General features: G+C 71.9%; 18 protein-coding genes. 5 read left to right on the top strand and 13 right to left on the bottom strand.

Translation table 11 applies throughout. From position 1 onward, the window contains the following. Positions 1-39: 39 nt before the first annotated feature. The 3 genes from AC1Q49_RS00195 to AC1Q49_RS00185 all read left to right on the top strand — a co-directional run bounded on the left by AC1Q49_RS00195 (position 40) and on the right by AC1Q49_RS00185 (position 3,042). On the top strand, positions 40-660 hold the full coding sequence (locus AC1Q49_RS00195) for a TetR/AcrR family transcriptional regulator (protein ID WP_191008627.1): 621 nt from the start codon (positions 40-42) through the stop codon (positions 658-660). 114 nt (positions 661-774) lie between these two features. Then, on the top strand, positions 775-1,671 hold the full coding sequence (locus tag AC1Q49_RS00190) for a shikimate dehydrogenase (protein WP_223848935.1): 897 nt from the start codon (positions 775-777) through the stop codon (positions 1,669-1,671). Between the two features lie 42 nt (positions 1,672-1,713). Then, positions 1,714-3,042 (top strand): MFS transporter, encoded by a 1,329-nt coding sequence (locus tag AC1Q49_RS00185; RefSeq protein WP_060958598.1) that lies wholly within the window; start codon positions 1,714-1,716, stop codon positions 3,040-3,042. 61 nt (positions 3,043-3,103) lie between these two features. Here AC1Q49_RS00185 and AC1Q49_RS00180 read toward each other — a convergent pair whose 3' ends face one another. The 13 genes from AC1Q49_RS00180 to AC1Q49_RS00120 all read right to left on the bottom strand — a co-directional run bounded on the left by AC1Q49_RS00180 (position 3,104) and on the right by AC1Q49_RS00120 (position 16,917). Beyond that, positions 3,104-3,640: a GNAT family N-acetyltransferase gene (locus tag AC1Q49_RS00180; RefSeq protein ID WP_492490619.1), complete on the bottom strand. Its 537-nt coding sequence runs from the start codon at positions 3,638-3,640 to the stop codon at positions 3,104-3,106. Beyond that, a complete protein-coding gene (gene aroB, locus AC1Q49_RS00175; protein ID WP_060958596.1) occupies positions 3,637-4,716 on the bottom strand; it encodes a 3-dehydroquinate synthase in 1,080 nt (359 codons plus the stop codon). Before aroB ends, AC1Q49_RS00180 begins: the two co-directional genes overlap by 4 nt. Next, entirely contained in the window at positions 4,713-5,237 is a 525-nt protein-coding gene (locus AC1Q49_RS00170; protein ID WP_492490618.1) for a shikimate kinase, read from the bottom strand. The genes aroB and AC1Q49_RS00170 overlap by 4 nt, the downstream gene beginning before the upstream one ends. After that, positions 5,234-6,451 carry a chorismate synthase gene (gene aroC / locus AC1Q49_RS00165; RefSeq protein ID WP_060958594.1) on the bottom strand — a complete coding sequence of 406 codons (1,218 nt, stop codon included), beginning with the start codon at positions 6,449-6,451 and terminating at the stop codon, positions 5,234-5,236. The genes AC1Q49_RS00170 and aroC overlap by 4 nt, the downstream gene beginning before the upstream one ends. Before the next feature lie 4 nt (positions 6,452-6,455). Beyond that, positions 6,456-7,328, bottom strand: a complete 873-nt coding sequence (locus tag AC1Q49_RS00160; protein ID WP_492490617.1) for a shikimate dehydrogenase family protein — start codon at positions 7,326-7,328, stop codon at positions 6,456-6,458. Next, a complete protein-coding gene (mltG, locus tag AC1Q49_RS00155) occupies positions 7,315-8,883 on the bottom strand; it encodes an endolytic transglycosylase MltG (protein WP_492490616.1) in 1,569 nt (522 codons plus the stop codon). The genes AC1Q49_RS00160 and mltG overlap by 14 nt, the downstream gene beginning before the upstream one ends. Beyond that, entirely contained in the window at positions 8,883-9,356 is a 474-nt protein-coding gene (gene ruvX / locus AC1Q49_RS00150; RefSeq protein WP_101306390.1) for a Holliday junction resolvase RuvX, read from the bottom strand. Before ruvX ends, mltG begins: the two co-directional genes overlap by 1 nt. Next, complete coding sequence (alaS, locus tag AC1Q49_RS00145; protein WP_205282995.1) at positions 9,353-12,016, bottom strand: alanine--tRNA ligase; 2,664 nt, start codon at positions 12,014-12,016, stop codon at positions 9,353-9,355. Before alaS ends, ruvX begins: the two co-directional genes overlap by 4 nt. Positions 12,017-12,086: 70 nt before the next feature. Continuing rightward, entirely contained in the window at positions 12,087-12,368 is a 282-nt protein-coding gene (locus AC1Q49_RS00140; protein WP_223848932.1) for an ATPase, read from the bottom strand. Between the two features lie 123 nt (positions 12,369-12,491). Beyond that, a complete protein-coding gene (gene rpsD, locus AC1Q49_RS00135) occupies positions 12,492-13,121 on the bottom strand; it encodes a 30S ribosomal protein S4 (protein ID WP_060959594.1) in 630 nt (209 codons plus the stop codon). Positions 13,122-13,274: 153 nt separating this feature from the next. Further along, positions 13,275-14,009 carry a DUF1361 domain-containing protein gene (locus AC1Q49_RS00130; RefSeq protein ID WP_492490615.1) on the bottom strand — a complete coding sequence of 245 codons (735 nt, stop codon included), beginning with the start codon at positions 14,007-14,009 and terminating at the stop codon, positions 13,275-13,277. Positions 14,010-14,053: 44 nt separating this feature from the next. After that, positions 14,054-15,595, bottom strand: a complete 1,542-nt coding sequence (locus tag AC1Q49_RS00125) for a tetratricopeptide repeat protein (RefSeq protein ID WP_492490614.1) — start codon at positions 15,593-15,595, stop codon at positions 14,054-14,056. Positions 15,596-15,624: 29 nt separating this feature from the next. Next, the gene (locus AC1Q49_RS00120) at positions 15,625-16,917 is read right to left on the bottom strand and encodes a replication-associated recombination protein A (protein WP_061781829.1); all 1,293 of its coding nucleotides are present in this window, start codon (positions 16,915-16,917) and stop codon (positions 15,625-15,627) included. Between the two features lie 193 nt (positions 16,918-17,110). On the opposite strand from AC1Q49_RS00120, the gene AC1Q49_RS00115 reads away from it, so the two are divergent. Together AC1Q49_RS00115 and AC1Q49_RS00110 are read left to right on the top strand one after the other, a co-directional pair. Then, positions 17,111-17,404: a dioxygenase gene (locus AC1Q49_RS00115; RefSeq protein ID WP_101306387.1), complete on the top strand. Its 294-nt coding sequence runs from the start codon at positions 17,111-17,113 to the stop codon at positions 17,402-17,404. 117 nt (positions 17,405-17,521) lie between these two features. Then, entirely contained in the window at positions 17,522-19,039 is a 1,518-nt protein-coding gene (locus AC1Q49_RS00110) for a DUF349 domain-containing protein (protein WP_492490613.1), read from the top strand. Positions 19,040-19,050 lie beyond the last annotated feature (11 nt).

Raw genomic sequence — 19,050 nt, 5'->3', positions numbered from 1 at the left:
CCTGCGAGGTTCGGTCTCGCCCGTCGATATCCTGAGCGGATGGTGGTCCAGCAGCGCGACGCGGAACGCACCCGGGCGGAGCTGCTCGCGGTGGCGACGGAGGTGTTCGCGCAGGACGGCTACTCGGGTGCGCGTGTCGACGACATCGCGGAGCGCACCCGCACGACGAAGCGGATGATCTACTACTACTTCGGCAGCAAGGAGGGCCTGTATCTCGCGGTGCTCGAGAACGCGTATCGCGGCATCCGTGATGCGGAGCGCGGGATCGACCTGGCCCACACCGATCCCCTCGCGGCGATCCGGGAGCTGGCGGAGCTGACGTTCGACTATCACGTCACCCACGACGACTTCATCCGTCTGGTCTCGATCGAGAACATCCATCGTGGAGCGTTCATCCGCCGCATCGATGCGCTGCGCTCCCTCTCCCAGCCGGCCAAGACGCTGCTCGATGACATCTTGGAGCGCGGGCGCGCCGACGGCGTCCTGCGGTCCGATGTCGACGCGATCGACGTGCACCTGGTCATCAGCGCCTACTGCGTGTTCCAGGTGGCCAACCGTCACACCTTCGGCTACCTGTTCGACATGGACTTCGACGACCGCAGTGCGCACCTGCGCGCGCTCATCGGCGACGTCGTCGTCTCCTGGCTCGCCGCGCGCTGAGCGCGAGGATGGCCGGGGTTTTTCCCGGCCGATCCTTGACGTCGTGGAATTGCCGTGGTTCACTCTGAACGTACCGGTTAGTACATAGACCGGAGCGTACGAAGGAGTACACCCGTGATCGTCACCCACACCGCTCGGCGTCCCTATCTCGTGGGACTCGTCGGCAGCGGGGTCACGCCCTCGCTCACGCCGCCGATGCACATGGCGGCCGCGCGCGAGCTCGGTCTCGAGTACGTCTACCGCCCCCTCGACATCACGGCGCTCGGCCTGTCCCCCACCGCAATCGGCGACATCCTCACGTGGGCGGAGCGCCTCGGCTACGACGCCCTCAACGTCACGCATCCGTGCAAGCGGCTCGTCCTGGACCACCTCGACCACCTCGACCCGCTGGCCGCGGCGCTCGGCGCCGTCAACACCGTGCTGTTCACGCCGGAGGGCCGTATCGGCCACAACACCGACACGACCGGCTTCGCCGCCGGGTTCGTGTCCGGCCTCCCCGGCGTCGCGACCGACCGCGTCGTGCAGCTCGGTGCCGGAGGTGCGGGGTCGGCGGTCGCCGATGCGCTCCTGCGCGGTGGCGTCGGTCGACTGATCGTGGTCGACATCGACGGCCGTCGCGCGGCGGAACTTGTCGACGATCTGCGGTCGCGCCACGGAGTCGAGCGCGTCGCCGTCGGTGCCGCCGACGAGCTGGCCGTCCTGCTGGCCGCGGCGGACGGACTGGTCCACTGCACGCCCACGGGGATGGCCGAACACCCCGGGATGCCCGTCGACGCGGTGCTCCTGCGGCCGACCCTCTGGGTCGCCGACATCGTCTACCGCCCCTATGAGACGGCGCTGCTGCGGGCCGCGCGCGCTCTCGGGGCCCCGACGCTCGACGGCGGACGGATGGCCGTGTTCCAGGCCGTCGACGCCTTCGAGCTGATCACCGGCATCCGGCCCGACGCCGATCGGATGTCCGCCCACTTCCACGCTCTCGTGGCCGCCGACCACGACGTGCTCACCCGCTGACCCGAGTCCGGCGCTCACGTCCCCTTCGAAGGAGAACCACCGATGTCCGAATCCGCAATGGCGCGGAAGACCCCTGTCAGAGCCGCCGTGGCCTCTTTCATGGGCAGCGCCGTCGAGTACTACGACTTCTTCCTGTTCGGCTCCGCCGCCGCGCTGATCTTCCCCACCGTCTTCTTCCCCAGCGGCGACCAGGCCGCGCTGGTGATGTCGTTCGCCACGTTCGGGTTCGCCTACATCGCGCGTCCGTTCGGCGCGGTCATCCTCGGCCACTTCGGCGACCGCATCGGCCGTCAGAAGGTGCTGATGTTCACCCTCATCCTCATGGGGGCATCGACGTTCATCATCGGCTGCCTCCCCGGCTTCGCACAGATCGGCTGGGCCGCCCCGGCGCTGCTCGTGCTGTGCCGGCTCCTGCAGGGACTGTCCGCCGCCGGCGAGCAGGCCGGCGCGTCGTCGCTGACCCTCGAGCACGCACCCGACGACCGACGCTCGTTCTTCACCTCCTGGACGCTGACCGGCACACAGGGCGGGCAGATCCTCGCGGCGCTGATCTTCATCCCGGTGGTCGCCATGCCCGACGAGCTCAAGTTCAGCTGGGGCTGGCGCATCCCCTTCTGGCTGAGCGCCGTCGTCGTCGTGGTCGCCTACGTCATCCGCCGCTCCCTTCACGAGACCCCCGAGTTCGAGGACGCGAAGGCGGAGGGCAAGATCGCCCGTCTGCCCCTGATCCCGTTGCTGCGCGATCACTGGCGCGACGTCCTGCGCGTGATCTTCTGCGCCTTCATCGCCGCCGTCTCGACGGTCTTCGGCAACCTCGCCCTGGCCTACGGCAAGCAGGTGGGACTGGCGGAGAGCCTGACCCTCTGGCTCGTCGTCATCGCCAACGTCGTCGCGCTCGGCACGCAGCCCTTCTTCGGTACCCTCGCCGACCGCTACGGACGCAAGCCCGTCTTCATCTACGGCGCGGCCGCGTCGGCGGCGCTGATGCCCTTCTACATGCTCTCGATGAGCAGCGGCAACACCTTCCTCACCCTGGTGCTCGCCGTGCTGACCTTCTCGTTCGGCTACGCGGCGGCCAACGCGGTGTGGCCGTCGTTCTACGGCGAGATGTTCTCGACGCGGGTGCGCTTCTCCGGAATGGCGATCGGCACGCAGCTCGGCTTCCTCATGGCCGGATTCGCTCCCTCGATCGTCACCGCGCTGGGCGGCGTCGCCCCCGGCGGGTGGGTCGTCATCAGCATCTTCACCGCCGTGATCGCCCTCATCGCCATCGTCAGCGCGGCGACGGCGCGCGAGACCCGCAGCGTCCCGACCGCACAGCTGGGCCTCCCGCGCACGACCGTGCGGACGCGCGAGAGCGTCTCGGCCTGACGCGCCGGAACGGCCGCACGCCGCGTCCCCTCGCCGGGTGCGGCGTGCGGCCGTGTGCCGCTCAGGGGCGGGGGCGCCGCATCACGATCTCGGCGCCGATCGCGCTCGAGAACGTCTCCCCCGTCGGCACGAAGCCGAGCCGGCGGTAAGCGGCCTGCGCGCGGGCGTTGTCGACGTGCACGTCGAGGGTCAGCGCCTCGGCGCCGCGGTCGCGGGCCCAGTCGTGGGCGGCGTCGACGAGTCGCCCGAGCAGCCCCGTCCCCCGGTGCGAGGGCGCGACGTAGACGCCCACGAGGTCCGCTCGCGACGCCGTCACGGCGCGATCGAGATGATCCGATGCCCCCGGCTCGCGCAGGAGCACCGTGACCGTTCCGACCCAGCGGCCGTCGTCGTCGGCGATGAACTGCGCCGCATCCGTGCCGATCGCGGCGCCCGCGGCCCGCTCACGCCAGAAGGAGTCGTCGCGCGCTCGCTCCTGCTCGATGGTGGTCAGGAACGCGATGGATGCCGCGGGATCGCCGACGGCCTCGATCCGCAGGTCACGCACTTGGCGCCATTCCGGCATCCGCACGCGGCGGACGTCCGGCTCGTCCGTCACTCCGCGACGTCCTGATAGGCGGCGAAGAGCAGCGACTCGTCCGGTGCCTGGAGGACCGTCGGCTTGGCGATGTCGTCGAGCACGATGAAACGGAGCATCGCGCCCCGCGTCTTCTTGTCGCGCTGCATCGTCGCCAGCAGCTGCTTCCATGCTCCCGAGCGGTAGGAGGTGGGCAGGCCCAGCAGCTCGAGGATGCGGCGGTGCCGGGCGGCGGCGTCGTCCGAGAGACGCCCCGCCAGCCGCGACAGCTCGGCGGCGAACAGCATCCCCACCGAGATGGCGGCGCCGTGGCGCCATTGGTACCGCTCGGCGTGCTCGATCGCGTGACCCAGCGTGTGCCCGTAATTGAGCACCTCCCGAAGCCCCGCCTCGCGCAGGTCCTCCCCCACGACGCGAGCCTTCATCTCGATGGCCAGCTCGATGCAGCGGCGGAAGGCGGGCGACTGCGGGTCGACGGCGGCGTCGGGGTCGGCCTCGATCAGGTCGAGGATCTCCGGGTACCAGATGAACCCCGCCTTGACGACCTCGGCGAAACCGGCCACCCGCTCGTTGCGGCTCAGCGAGTCGAGCATCGCCAGATCGCAGACGACGGCGCGCGGCGGCCAGAACGCCCCGACGAGGTTCTTGCCCTCCGCGGTGTTGATCCCGGTCTTGCCGCCCACGGCGGCGTCGACCATGCCGAGCACGGTGGTGGGCACCTGGACGACCGCCACGCCGCGCAGCCAGGTGGCGGCCACGAACCCGGCGAGATCGGTGACCGCGCCGCCGCCGAAGCCGACGACGGCGTCGGTGCGGGTGAAGTCGGCCTGTCCCATCACCTGCCAGCAGAAGGCCGCGACCTCGACCCGCTTGCCGGACTCGGCATCGGGGATCTCGGCCAGGAGCACCTGACGCTCGGTCGTCATCAGCAGCTCTCGCAGCTGCGCCGCCTGCGCCGCCAGGGTCGGCGGGTGGATCACGAGCACCTTGCGGGCCGTCTCGGGCAGCGCCGAGCCGACGAGGGGAAGGATGTCGCGGCCGATCGTGATGTCGTAGGGCTGATCTCCCGCGACGGTGATGACGGTGTTCTCGCTCATGAGTCCTCCTGACGCCGGGCGTCTGCGTGCACCCAGTCGACGATGCCGGCCACGACATCGGCGAGGGGTCCGGTCGAGGTGTCGAAGGTGATGTCGGCGACCTGCTCGTACACGGGGCGCCGCTCATCGAAGATGCGGGTCCAGCGCGCCACGGGGTCTTCGCCGGCCAGGAGCGGGCGCGCGCCGCCCCCGATGCGCGAGGCGATGATGTGCGCTTGGACGGTCAGCAGCACGACGTCGTGCCGTCGGAGGTCATCGCGGGTGGCGGGGTCGAGAACCGACCCGCCGCCGAGGGCGACCACCCCGCCGACGGCGAGGGCCTCCTGCACCGCGAGGCGCTCGACGGAGCGGAAGTGCGCCTCGCCGTGCGTGGCGAACAGGTCGGCGATCGCCCCGTGATCGCGGACGACGATCTTGTCGGTGTCGGTGAACGGTCGATCCAGGGCCCTCGCGACGCGGCGGCCGACGCTCGTCTTGCCGGCTCCCATCGGCCCGATCAGGACGAGTGCGCGCCCCGTCATCCGAGCGACAGGGCGTCGTCGCTGTCCGACGCCGTCTGCAGGGTGCCCGGGATGGCGGCGAGGTAGCCCTCGAGGTTCCGCCGCGTCTCGGCGACGCTGTCGCCGCCGAACTTCTCCAGCACCGCCTCCGCGAGCACGATCGCCACCATCGCCTCGGCGACCACGCCGGCCGCGGGCACCGCGCACACGTCGGAGCGCTGGTGGTGGGCCGTCGCGGCCTCGCCGGTCGCGACGTCGATCGTGCGCAGCGCGTGCGGGACGGTCGCGATCGGCTTCATCCCGGCGCGCACGCGCAGGACGGTGCCGGTGGACATGCCGCCCTCGGTGCCGCCCGCCTTGTCGGAGGCGCGCGTGATGCCCTCCGACGCCGCGAACAGCTCGTCGTGGGCGGCCGACCCGCGCCGGCGCGTGGTCTCGAAGCCGTCGCCCACCTCGACGCCCTTGATGGCCTGGATGCTCATGAGGGCCTGCGCGAGCCGGCCGTCGAGGCGGCGGTCCCACTGCACGTGCGAACCGAGGCCGGGCGGCAGCCCGTAGGCGAGCACCTCCACGATGCCGCCGAGCGTGTCGCCGTCCTTCTTCGCGGCATCCACCTCGGCCACCATCCGCGCCGATGTCGCGGGGTCGAAGCACCGCAGCGGATCGGCGTCGAGCGCCTCGACGTCGTCGGGGGTCGGCAGCGCCGCGTCGGAGGGCACCTGCACGGGACCGATCGAGAGGGTGTGACTCACGAGACGGATGCCGAGCTCGCCGAGGAAACCCCGGGCGATCGCACCGAGGGCGACGCGCGCCGCGGTCTCGCGGGCGCTGGCGCGCTCCAGGATCGGGCGGGCTTCGTCGAAACCGTACTTCTGCATGCCGACGAGGTCGGCGTGTCCGGGGCGCGGGCGGGTGAGAGCGGCCCCGCGGCCGCGGGACTTCTCCGTCAGCTCGACGGGCTCCGCGCTCATGACCTCGGTCCACTTCGGCCATTCGGTGTTGCCGATGCGCAGGGCGATCGGGCTTCCCATGCTGAAGCCGTGTCGGACGCCGGACGAGATGGTGAGTTCGTCCTCTTCGAACTTCATCCGCGAGCCGCGGCCGTAGCCGAGCTTGCGGCGCGCGAGATCGGCCTGGATGGCGGCGCGCGAGACGGGGACGCCGGCGGGCAGTCCCTCCATGAAGGCGACGAGTTCGGGGCCGTGCGATTCGCCGGCCGTGAGCACGCGGAGCATTCGCCTAGTCTCCCACGAGCGCGCGGGCCATGACGTCCACGACGGCAACCTCGTCGGCGAGCGGCACTTCCGGATCCCCCGTCAGGAACGCCCGGATCTGCAGCACCGCCTGGTGCAGCAGCATCCCGCGCCCGTCGACGGCGGGAGCGCCGGCGTCCTCCCACGCCCGGGCGAGATCGGTGGGCCAGTGCCCGTAGACGACGTCGTAGAGGAGCCCGCCGCCGGCGGCCAGGCGGCGGCAGGTCTCGTCGGCGAGGGTGGTGCCGCCCGGCAGCGTCGAGACGGTGAGATCCACGGATGCCGGGGCCTCGGCATCCGTCGGAGCCGTCGTCACCCGCACCGACAGGCGCGCGCCCAGCTCGAGGAGGGCGGCGGCCGCCTCGGGGCGCCGCGCGACGACCTCGACCGTCTGCGCGCCCAGCTGGGCCAGGGCGACGAGGGCGGATGTCGCCGTCGCGCCGGCGCCCACGATGCGCGCCCGTTCCACGCCGTCGACGCCCTGCGCGCGCACGTCCGCGACGATGCCGCCGACGTCGGTGTTGAACCCGACCCGGTCCCTTTCGGTGAGCACCAGCGTGTTGACGGCACCGGTGAGTGTCGCGGTGCGGTCGCGGCGGGTGGCCGCGGCGAACGCCTCGGCCTTCAGCGGGAAGGTCAGCGACAGCCCGCGGAAAGCGGGCGGCAGGCCGTCCAGAACGGCGCGGAGATCGGCCGCGGCCACGCGCCGCCGACCGTAGGTCCAGTCGAGGCCGAGCCGCGCGTACGCGGCGCGATGCAGCCGCGGCGACAGGCTGTGGTCGATGGGGTCGCCCCACACCTCCAGAGCGGTGCCCGAGGGCAGCGCCGCGGAGGCGGTCGAGGCGTCAGCAGTCGTCACTGGCGTTGGCGGCGCACCACTGCTGCCACTGGGCGACGGCCTTCTCGTGCTCGGCGTAGGTCGTGCTGAACACGGTCTCGCCCGTCTCGAGGTTGACGGTCACGAAGTACAGCCAGGGGCCGTCGGCGGGGTGCATGGCGGCGTCGATCGCGAGGTCGCCCGGGTTCGCGATGGGCCCCACCGGCAGTCCCGGGTGGAGGTAGGTGTTCCACGGGTTGTCGTTGGCGAGGGCCTCGGCCGAGGAGCTGGCCGTGCCCTTGTTGATCTCGTTGTAGCCGTACTGCGCGGTGGAGTCCATCTGCAGGAGGCCGTGGGTCTCCTCGTTGTCCGGGTCCAGGCGGTTCTCGATGACGCGCGACACCTTGTAGAAGTCGGCGGTGAACCGCGCTTCGCGCTGGATGATCGAGGCGACCGTCAGGATGCGCTCACGCTGGTCGACGGGAACGCCGGCGGCATCCAGCGATGAGACCGTGCGGTCTACGAGGGTCTTGATCACCTGCTGCGCACTCGTGCCGGGGTCGAAGGTGTAGGTCGCCGGGAACAGCCAGCCCTCCAGCGTCGTCGCCGCGACGCCGTACTGCGACGGGTCGGCGGCGGCGGCCTGCAGATCGGCGAGCGGGATGCCGGTGCCGTCGGCGAGCCGCGTGAGGGTCGACTCCATGGTGAGGCCTTCGGGCAGCTGCGCCGTGTTCTCCCGACGACTGGCCGGATCCTCCAGGGCCTTCAGGGCCGCCGCGGACGACATCTTCTGCTTCAGCGCGTAGACGCCGGGCTGGAAGGTCGGGTTCTGGCCGGTCTTGATGAGGTAGTCGTAGAACGCGCCGTCGGTCTTCGTGACCCCGGCCTGGAAGAGCGTCGTGGAGATCGTCGAGCCGGTGTCGCCGCTGACGATGGTCACCGTCGCGTCGCCCTCCGCGATGCCGTCCTCGTAGTCCTTCGGCTCCTCCCAGCCCATGAACGAGCGGATCTTGTCCTCGTACGTGTTCCACACGTAGAAGCCGCCGCCGGCGATCCCGCCGACGATGGCGAGGATCACGCCGAAGATCACCCAGCCGGCGATGCGGCTCTTGCGGCGGTCCCGGTCGTGCTGCTTCACACGCTCGCGTTCGGCGTGCTCTTCGGCCTGGAACAGCGCGGCGAGCTGGTGGTGCTCCGACGGCGGCTCCTCGCGGCGCTCCGGTGCGTCGACGGCGCCCTCGCCGGCGGCATCGGCTGCGGTGACGGGGCCGGCCGGCTCCCCCCTGCGCGCCGACACGGGCGGCGCGCTCGCGGCGAGGTCGGCGGGCGGCTCGGCCGCGGCGGCGGGCACGTTCGCGACCGGGGAGGTCGCGGCGCCCCCCCCCGCCCCTTCCCCGGCGGCCCCGCCCCCGGCGGCCGCTTCCCGGGCGGCGCGGCGCGACGGCGGGACGGCCGGCGGCTCCTCGGCGCGGGGTCGGTCGCTCGCACGGGTCTCGGAGCCCCCGGGAGCACCGGACGACGGCGCCGCGCTCCGCGGCGTCGGGAGTTTGCTGAACAGGTCCGCGAACTCATCGTCGTTCGGCGGGGTTTCGGGCATCAGACGGGCTCCTGCAGATCGGGCACGGCGGCGCCGGCGGGGGCACCGGTGCTCTTCTCGACATCGATCGCCTGCTGCAGCAGGACCACCGCGGCGACTTGGTCGACAATCCTACGAGACGAACGCTGAGAGCGCCCGGCGCTGCGCAGGGCCGCGTGGGCGGTCACCGTGCTGAGCCGCTCGTCCACCAGTCGCACGTCGATCCCGGATGCCGCGCGCAGCGCCGCCGCGAACTCCCGCGCGTCCGCGGTGGACGCGGTGTCCCCGCCCGCGAGGCTGATCGGCAGTCCCACCAGCAGCTCCATGGCGGAGTACTCCTCGGCGAGCTCGACGATGCGCGCGACGGCGGCGTCGGTGCGCGCCACCGTCTCGACCGGGACGGCCAGCAGGCCGTCGCGGTCGCACCGCGCCACCCCGACGCGCGCCTTCCCGACGTCGATGCCGAGGCGCACGCCCGGGCGGAATCCGCTCACGCGCCCGGGGTCTCCAGCGCGCGGGTGAGGGCGGTGAGCGCGCTCGGAAGGGCGCTGACATCCGTCCCGCCGCCCTGGGCGACGTCGTCGCGGCCTCCCCCGCCGCCGCCGAGCACGCCGGCGGCGGTCTTGGCGAGCACGCCGGCCTTCGCACCGGCGCCGCGGGCCGCATCGTCGGTGGCGACGATCACGATCGGCCGCCCGCCGACGTCGGCGCCGAGCGCCACGACGGCTCCGGCCCCGACCCGTTCGCGGATCTGCAGCGCGAGCGTACGCACATCGTCGGCGGATGCCGCCGTGCCGAGCGTCTGCGCGACGACACGGTAGGCCCCGATCTGCTGCGCCGTCGCCGCCAACTCGGGCAGGCGGCTCTCCAGCGCCTTCGCCTCGAACTGGGCGATGCGCTTCTCGGCGGCCTTGAGGCTCGCGGCCAGATCCGCGACGCGGGCGGCGAGCTGATCCTTCGGCGTCTTCAGCGAGCTGGTCAGCTGCGACACGATGGCGCGCTCGGCCGCCAGCTCGCGGAAGGCGTCCAGCCCGACCAGGGCCTCGACGCGGCGCGTCGACGCCCCCACCGAGGACTCCCCCACGAGGTTGATCAGACCGATCTCGGCGCTGGACGCGACGTGCGTGCCGCCGCACAGCTCACGCGACCACGGGCCGCCGATGTCCACCATGCGCACGGTGTCGCCGTACTTCTCGCCGAACAGCGCCATCGCGCCGGCGGCCTTCGCCTCGTCGAGGGGAAGCACGCGCGTGGTCACCTGCAGGTTGTCCCGCACGGCGTTGTTCGCGATCTCCTCGATCTCCGTCTTCGTCGCCTCCGACAGGGTCTGGCCCCACGAGAAGTCGAAGCGCATGTAACCGGCGCGGTTCAGCGATCCGGCCTGCGTCGCGGACCTGCCGAGGGTGTCGCGCAGGGCCGCGTGCACGAGGTGGGTCGCCGAGTGGGCCTGCTGCGCGGCGCGACGGTTGACGGCGTCCACGACGCTCGTCGCCGGCTGCCCGACGCCGACCTCGCCGGAGGTGACCTCGACCGTGTGGCTCACCAGACCCGGGACGGGACGCTGCACATCGAGCACCTCGAGCTCGTAGCCCGGGCCGACGATGACGCCCTTGTCGGCGACCTGGCCGCCGCTCTCGGCGTACAGCGAGGTCTCGGCGAGGATCACCTCGGCGATCTGGCCCTGCAGCGCGCGCTGGGCGGGGGCGCCGTCGACGAGCAGGCCGAGCACGGTCGACGGGGTCTCCCACTCCGTGTAGCCGGTGAAGACCGTCTCGCCGTGCGCGCGGAAGTCGCGGTACACGCTCGTGTCGGCGAGCTGACGCTTGCGCGAGCGGGCGTCGGCCTTCGCGCGGGCGCGCTGCTCATGCATCAGCGAGTCGAACGCGTCGCGGTCGACGGACAGGCCCGCCTCCTCCACGATCTCCATCGTCAGATCGATCGGGAACCCGTACGTGTCGTGCAGGAGGAACGCCTCCGCGCCGCCGATCGCGGTGGCGCCGGCATCCTTGGCCGCGGCGATCGAGGCGTCGAGGTTCTCGGAGCCCGCCGCGAGCGTGCGCAGGAACGTCGCCTCCTCGGCGAGGGCGTAGGCGACGAGACGGTCGTAGTCGATGCCCACGACCGGGTACGCCTCCTTCATCGCGTCGCGCGACGCGGCGAAGAGGATCTCGAAGGTCGGGCCGTCCACGCCCAGCAGCCGCATCGAGCGGATGACGCGGCGCATGAGGCGACGCAGGATGTAGCCGCGGCCCTCGTTGGCGGGCGTGACCCCGTCGCTCAGCAGCATCAGCGACGAGCGCACGTGGTCGGCGACGACGCGGAAGCGCACGTCGTCCTCGTGGTTCGCGCCGTACGCCTTTCCGGAGAGGGCGACCGCGGCGTCGAGCACCGGGCGCACCTGATCGGTCTCGTACATGTTGTCGACGCCCTGCTTGAGGAACGCGATGCGCTCGAGCCCCATGCCGGTGTCGATGTTCTTGTTCGGCAGCTCGCCGACGATCGTGAAGTCGTACTTGCTGCGCACGTCGGTGATCTCGTACTGCATGAACACGAGGTTCCAGATCTCGACGTAGCGGTCGTCGTCGGTGGCCGGACCCCCGTCGATGCCGTAGGCGGGACCGCGGTCGAAGAAGATCTCCGAGCAGGGACCGGCGGGGCCGGGAAGACCGGTCGACCAGTAGTTCGTGTCCTTGCCGAGGCGCTGGATGCGCTCCTCGGGCAGGTCGGTGAGGCGCAGCCACAGGTCGTGTGCCTCGTCGTCCTCCTCGTACACGGTGACCCAGAGGTCCTTCGGGTCGAAGCCGAGGCCGCCCTCCTCCTCCGCCGTGGTCAGCAGCTCCCACGCGTAGCGGATCGCGCCTTCCTTGAAGTAGTCGCCGAACGACCAGTTGCCGAGCATCTGGAAGAACGTGCCGTGGCGCGGCGTCTTGCCGACCTCTTCGATGTCGTTCGTGCGGATGCACTTCTGGTTGTCGGCCGCGCGCGCGTAGGGCGCCGGCACGTCGCCGGACAGGTACGGGATGAACGGCACCATGCCGGCCACGGTGAACAGCAGCGCCGGGTCGTCGGTGACCAGGGATGCCGAGGGCACGATCGTGTGCCCGTTCTTCTCGAAGTAGTCCAGGTAGCGCTGGGCGATCTCGGCGGTCTTCATCTGTGGGTTCCTCGGCAGAGCACGGGCGTGCGGGATCGGGCGGTCCCGGACGGGGACGGTGCGGGGTGGGTCAGTCGGCGTTCTCGACGGCGTCGGCCGCGGCGTCGACGGCGCTGGAGGCGGCATCCTTCGCGGCCTCCACGGCGTGGGCTGCGGCATCCTTGACGTTCTCGGCGATGCCGTCGATCTTCGCCTCCTGGGCGCGATAGGCCTCGCCGATGCGGTCGGTGAACTCGGTGATGCGGGCATCGACCTCCGCGAGCACCTCGTGGCCGCGCGGATCCTTGTTCACCAGGTGGGCGGCGACGAAGCCCCCCGCGAGTCCGACGACGAACCACAGCACGCTCTTCATGGGTTCCATGTTAGGTGCACGGGTGATCCGGGTGGGCGCGGGGACGGCGAAGGGCGCCGGGGGAACCCCGACGCCCTTCGGGCGGCATCCGATCGCTGAGCGGATGCCGCGAGTCGAAACGGCTCAGCGCGCGGCGTAGTACTCGACGACGAGCTGCACGTCACCGGTCACGGGGACCTCGGCGCGCTTGGGGCGACGCACGAGACGCGCCTGGAGCTTGTCGAGCTCGACCTCGAGGTAGCCCGGAACGGGGGGCAGGACCTCGGCGTGGCCACCGAGCGCGGCGACCTGGAAAGGCTCCAGCGACTCGCTCTTCGGCTTGACGTGGATGAGCTGACCCGGCTTCACACGGAACGACGGTCGGTCGACGAGCTGGCCGTCCACGAGGATGTGGCGGTGCACGACGAGCTGACGGGCCTGCGCGGTGGTGCGGGCGAAGCCGGCACGCAGCACGAGGGCGTCGAGGCGCATCTCGAGCAGCTCGACCAGGTTCTCACCGGTCAGGCCGTCCTTGCGGCGGGCCTCGTTGAACGTGTTGCGCATCTGCTTCTCGCGGATGCCGTACTGCTCGCGCAGACGCTGCTTCTCGCGCAGACGGACGGCGAAGTCGCTGTCCTGCTTGCGCTTGGTGCGGCCGTGCTCGCCGGGGGCGTACGGGCGCTTCTCGAGGTACTTGGCTGCCTTGGGGGTCAGCGCGATGCCGAGGGCACGCGACAGACGCACCTTGCGGCGGTCCTGGGACTTCGTAGCCACGAAGTGTTCCTTTCGTTACGCGGACGCGACTGTCGCGCCTCGCGGACGTATCGCCTCTCCTCGCCCTGTCCGGACTGCACGCCGGGGCATGCCGGAAGGTCGGTCAAGAAGAGAGGGGATGCCCGAAAACCGGTTTCGAGCCCCTCAAGCCTATCAGAGCGCTCCCCCGCTGAGCGCGGACCAGCCCAGCGCGAACAGCGGCACGTACAGGAGCGCGATCAGCAGCGCGTGCGTCAGGACGAAACCGAAGGCCTCCAGCGCCTTCCCGCGCAGGCGGAGGTGCCCGGTGAGCTTGCGGATCATCGAGGTGGGATGGCGCACGTCCCAGCTGTTGAACCGCAGGTAGCGGCCGAGGTAGACCCCGACGGCGCCGAGCACGATCACGACCCCGGCGAACACCCAGCTTCCGCCGGGAATGCGCCGGTCCGCCGGATCGAGCAGCAGGACGACCATCGTCTGGACGACCGCCAGGCTGAGGACGGCGTTCGCGATGCCCGACAGCGTCAGCGCCAGCGTCTGGACGATGTCGTACCAGAGCGGGACGGGAGTCGCCCGCCCCCGGTGGCTGAAGTTCAGCTCCGTGATGAGGTAGACCGAGTTCGGGAAGAACAGCAGCCAGACGGCGGTCGCGATGACGAGGTAGACCCAGATCGCGACCGTGCCGCCGCCGTCGACCGCCTGCGCCGCGCGGCCGAACACGGGTGTCAGCAGCAGGAAGCCGACCCCGAAGACGATCGCCAACAGCACCGGCAGGAAGGACAGGCCGATGTTCACGAGCATCGGCCGGTACAGCCGCACGGCGTACACGCGGGCTCGCAGCACGACGAGCACGGCGGCGTAGACGTTGAGCAGCGCGACCGCCAGGACACCGAGAAGCAGAGCCGACACCCCGCCAGCCTGGCACATCGCCCGTGCGCGCCGGGGCGCGCGGGTCAGCCGAGCAGGTCGAGGATGCCGACGGGGTAGACGGGCCGTGTCGTGTCCCGCGCCGCGGCGGCGATGTCGTACCAGCCGACGCTCGTGTGGCTGTCGCGGACCGCGATCCGCCCGTCGACGGGGAGGGCGCTGAGCGTGCGCGAGCGCACCCGGAAGACGTGCACGATCTCGTGGCCGCGTCCGGCGGGGCCATCGAAGATGTTCTCGGTGACGCCGAGCGGCTCGACGTCGTCGAGTGGGGCGTCGAGCTCCTCCGCGAACTCGCGGGCGAGTGCCACCGCGGCCGGCTCGCCGAAGGCGATTCCGCCGCCCGGCGCCCGGAGGAACTCGCCGTGCCGGCCGTTCGCGGGGTACGACTCCAGCAGCACGCGACCGTCGTGCACGAGGAGCCCGACGGCGATGGCGCGGACGCGATCGGGTGCGCTCAGCTCTGCCGCATACGCGCGGACCGCGCGCTGGTAGCGCGGCAGTCGCGGAGCGAGGGTGGTGAGGGCGGTGGTCAGCGCGCGCGCCGGCTTCTCGTCGGAGAACAGCGCGAGCGAGAGGAAGGCGCGGGCGGCGTCGATGAGGGGGTCGTCGTCGGCGACGCCCTGCAGAAGGGCGATGGCCGCCGAGGACTCGCCGACGTTTCGCAGGGAGCTGGCCAGCTGGATGACCGCGCGTGTGCGGTGCGGGCCCGCCAGTCCCCGGCCGAGGGCGTCGCGATAGAGCGGGATCGCCTCCCGCTCCTCTCCGAGGGAATCGTGCAGAGAGGCGCGTTCGTAGCTCGCGCGGGCGTCGTCCTGCCCGCGGGCGGCCAGGATCGCGGCCAGCTCGGCGCGGGCCCGCTCCGGTCGCTCGAGGTCGACGTGCTCCCAGAACCGGTCGAGGTCGTCCTCCGCTGCCGCCGGATCCGCCGCCGCCGTCGCCGTCGCCGCACCGACCGCGGCGCCGTCGTCCCCCGTCCACGCCGAGCCGACGACGCCCTGCAGGTCGCGGAGGGTCGGATCGTCGAGGTCGGATCGCAGGAAGACCTGCAGGCCCCGCACCGCCTCCCCCGCGTCGCTCAGGTCTCCCGACAACAGGTGGGCGATGAGGGCGTCGAGGGTGACGGTGAGGACGGTGCCCGTCTCGCCCGTCTCCCATCGCGGTTCGCCGACGCGGCGGCATCCGGCGGCGATCACGACGTGCTTGCGCCGCGTCGAGTTGGCGCCCGACCACTCCGAGCCGGCGTGGAACAGGGCCGCCGCGCGGTGGCCGGTCTCCTCCCGCAGCTCCCGCGCCGCTGCGGTGACCGGGTCCTCACCGGGATCGATGAGGCCGCCCGGAAGCTCCCGCACGGGCGTGCGCGGGCCGACGCGGAACTGTTCGAACAGCAGCGCACGGCCCGCGTCCGTCACCGCGATCACCGCGACCGTGTCGCCCTGCACGAGGACGTCCCAGTCCGAGACGGAGCCGTCGGGAAGACGGTAGGTGTCACGGCGCACCGTGGTGTAGCCGTCGTAGACGGTCTCCTGGCCGAGGCGGACCCAGGGGGTTGTTGCGCTGTCGTCGTCCATCATCCGATCCTCGCACCGGGGCGGCCGCGTCAGTCGCCGAGGATCTTCCGGATCTTCTCGACGCGGGCCGCGATGTCGCGCTCGAGCCCGCGTCCCGTCGGCTCGTAGTAGTGACGGCCGCGGAGCTCGTCCGGCAGGTACTGCTGCGTCGCGACACCGACCTCGAGATCGTGCGGATAGACGTACCCCTTGCCGTGGCCGAGGCGCTTGGCGCCCGGGTAGTGGGCGTCGCGAAGGTGGGTGGGGACGCGGCCGAAGCCGCCCGCGCGGACGTCGGCGATCGCCTTGTCGATCGCCGTGTACGCGGCATTCGACTTCGCCGTCGTCGCGAGGTAGGCGGTCGCCTCCGCGAGCGGGATCCTGCCCTCGGGCATGCCGATGAACGCCACGGCGTCGGCGGCCGCGACGGCGATGACGAGCGCCTGAGGGTCGGCGAGCCCGATGTCCTCGGATGCCGAGATCACCAGGCGCCGCGCGATGAAGCGCGGGTCCTCACCGGCCTCGATCATGCGCGCGAGGTAGTGCATCGCGGCATCCACGTCGGATCCGCGGATGGACTTGATGAACGCGCTGATGACGTCGTAGTGCTCGTCGCCCTGCCGGTCGTAGCGCAGCAGGGCGCGATCGACGGCCTGGGCGACCTGAGCGGCGGTGACGGTGGGCGCCTCGACCTCGGACTCGTCTGCCGTCTCGTCGCCGTCGGCGACCATCGCGGCCGCCGCCTCCAGCGACGTCAGCGCCCGGCGGGCGTCGCCCGACGCGAGCTGGATGAGGGCCGTCCGCGCCTCCGCGTCGAGCCGGACGCGGCCGGCGAGCCCGCGCGCGTCGTCGACGGCGCGGTCCAGGAGCAGGCCCAGATCGTCGTCGGTCAGCGGCTGCAGCGTCAGCAGCAGCGAGCGCGACAGCAGCGGCGAGATGACCGAGAACGACGGGTTCTCGGTCGTGGCCGCGATGAGGATGACCCAGCCGTTCTCGACGCCGGGAAGCAGCGCGTCCTGCTGCGCCTTGGTGAACCGGTGGATCTCGTCGAGGAACAGGATCGTCGAGATCCCGTAGAGGTCGCGCTGGGTCATGGCCTCCTGCATGACCTCGCGCACGTCCTTCACGCCCGCCGTCACCGCCGACAGCTCGACGAAGCGGCGCCCCGAGGTGCGCGCGATGGCCTGCGCGAGCGTGGTCTTGCCCGTGCCCGGCGGTCCCCAGAGGATCACCGAGACGGCGGTCTTGGCCGCGCCGGACGGATCCGCGAGCGCGACCAGGGGCGACCCCGGGCGCAGCAGGTGCGCCTGCCCGGCGACCTCGTCGAGCGACGTGGGGCGCATCCGAACGGCCAACGGGGTCTGACCCTGGAAGAGAGCGGATGCCGATGCCACGCACCCAGGCTATCCGCGCCCCCCGACGCCGGGGTCGCCGACGGGGACGCGACGGCGCCCGTTTGTGGGCGGGAACGGCCGACACGTAGTCTTCGCGTAGTGTTTGTGCGCCCCCGGATCGCGGGGAACGAGGGAGGTCCGGGTGGCTGCGGCGACAGGGAAGAAGCAATCGCGCGTCGAGAAGGAGCGGGCGCGGGCCTACCGTGCGCGCCAGGAGTTCCATGAGGGCCTGATCGCGCGTCGCCGCCGCGACAACCTCATCGCCGGAGTCGCCGGCGGTCTGCTGATCCTCGCCGTCGTCGGCGGCCAGGTCGCCTACTACACGACGGGACCGGGCGCCCCGACGCCGGTTCCCACCGACACCGGCACCCCCGCGCCGACCCCGATCGAGCTGCCCGGGTCGTCGCAGATCCCGACGCCGACCCCCACTCCCTGACGCGTCCGGCCCCGGGTCCGGCGGGTGCGTGCGCCCACCACGGACGACGGGGTCGCGCATATAGGCTGTAAGCCGACCGAACCCCCATGCGGCGTGCGCCGCGACGAGGTGCTATCCGTGACTGACGTCTCCCTTTCCCAGCCCGACCACGAGCCCGCAGAGCAGGCCGCCGTCGAGGAACCCGTGCTCGCCGACGACGGCGTGGACGCCGACGCTCCGACCGCGCCCGCGCCCGTCGACGAGGCGCCCTCCGACGAGGCGCCGGTGGAGTCGGCTCCCGTCGAAGAACCCGCCGCCGACCCTGCGCCCGCCGCGGACGCCGGTGCGGCTCCCGTGCCGACGCCGCGAGCCGTTCCCGTGCCGCGCCCGCCGGCGCGTCGGGCGGCCGTCGCACCCCTGCCGTCGGCGGTGCCCGACACGTTCGGCCGCGTCGACGACGACGGCACCGTCTCCGTGCGCGAGGGCGATGAGTGGCGCGTCGTGGGCCAGTACCCGGACGGCACGCCCGCGGAGGCGCTGGCCTACTTCGAGCGCAAGTACGTCGACCTCGCCGGCGAGGTCACCCTGCTCGAGGTGCGCCACCGCAACGGCGGCGCCTCGGCATCCGATCTGCGGGCCACCCTCGCGACCGTTCGCGAGCGTGTGACCGGCGCGGCCGCGGTGGGCGACCTCGCGGCGCTGGAAGAGCGCCTCTCCGCCCTGGATGCCGCGCTCAGCGAGGCGTCCGCGGAGGAGGCCCAGGCCCAGCGCGAAGCGGTGGATGCCGCGATCGCCGAGCGGACCGCTCTCGTCGAGCGCATCGAGGCCATCGCCGCCCGCGATCCGAAGTCGATCCAGTGGAAGCAGACGACCGCCGAGGTGGGCGAGCTCTTCGCGCAGTGGCAGGCGCACCAGGCCACCGGGCCGCGCCTTCCCAAGAGCACGGGCCAGCAGCTGTGGAAGCGATTCCGCGACGCGCGTGCGGTTCTCGACAAGCACCGTCGTGAGTTCTACGCCGGCATGGACGAGCAGCACCGCTCCGCGCGCGACGCCAAGGCGCGGCTCGTCGAGCGGGCCGAGGCCCTCGCCAGCAAGGGTGAGGACGGCATCGGCGCGTACCGCACGCTGCTGGACGAGTGGAAGAGCGCGGGCCGCGCGGGCAAGAAGGCGGACGACGCCCTGTGGGCCCGTTTCAAGGCGGCCGGCGACGCACTCTACGCCGCGCGCAGCGACCGCGAGCAGGCCGACGCCGAAGCCTCGCGCGAGAAGATCGACGCCAAGCGCGAGCTGCTCGCCGAGGCGGCCGCGGTGCCGCAGGAGAAGGACCTGGTGAAGGCCCGCACGCTCCTGACGGGCATCCAGCGCCGCTGGGACGAGATCGGACGCGTGTTCCCCCGCGAGGCCGAGCGGGGCCTCGACGACGACCTCCGCAAGATCGAGCAGAGCCTCAAGGCGCGCGAGGACGCCGACTGGAAGTCGAACAACCCCGAGACGAAGGCGCGTCAGAACGACATGACGCAGCAGCTGCGCGACGCGATCGCGGGTCTCGAGGCCGATCTCGAGAAGGCGAAGGCGTCCAAGAACGCCGGGGCCATCGCCAAGGCCACCGAAGCGCTCGAGGCGCGCAAGGGCTGGCTCAAGGCGCTCGGCGGCTGACATCCGGAGCC

This window comes from Microbacterium sp. MPR-TSA4, from assembly GCF_058792815.1.
This window is presented reverse-complemented; position numbering and strand designations above follow the sequence as displayed.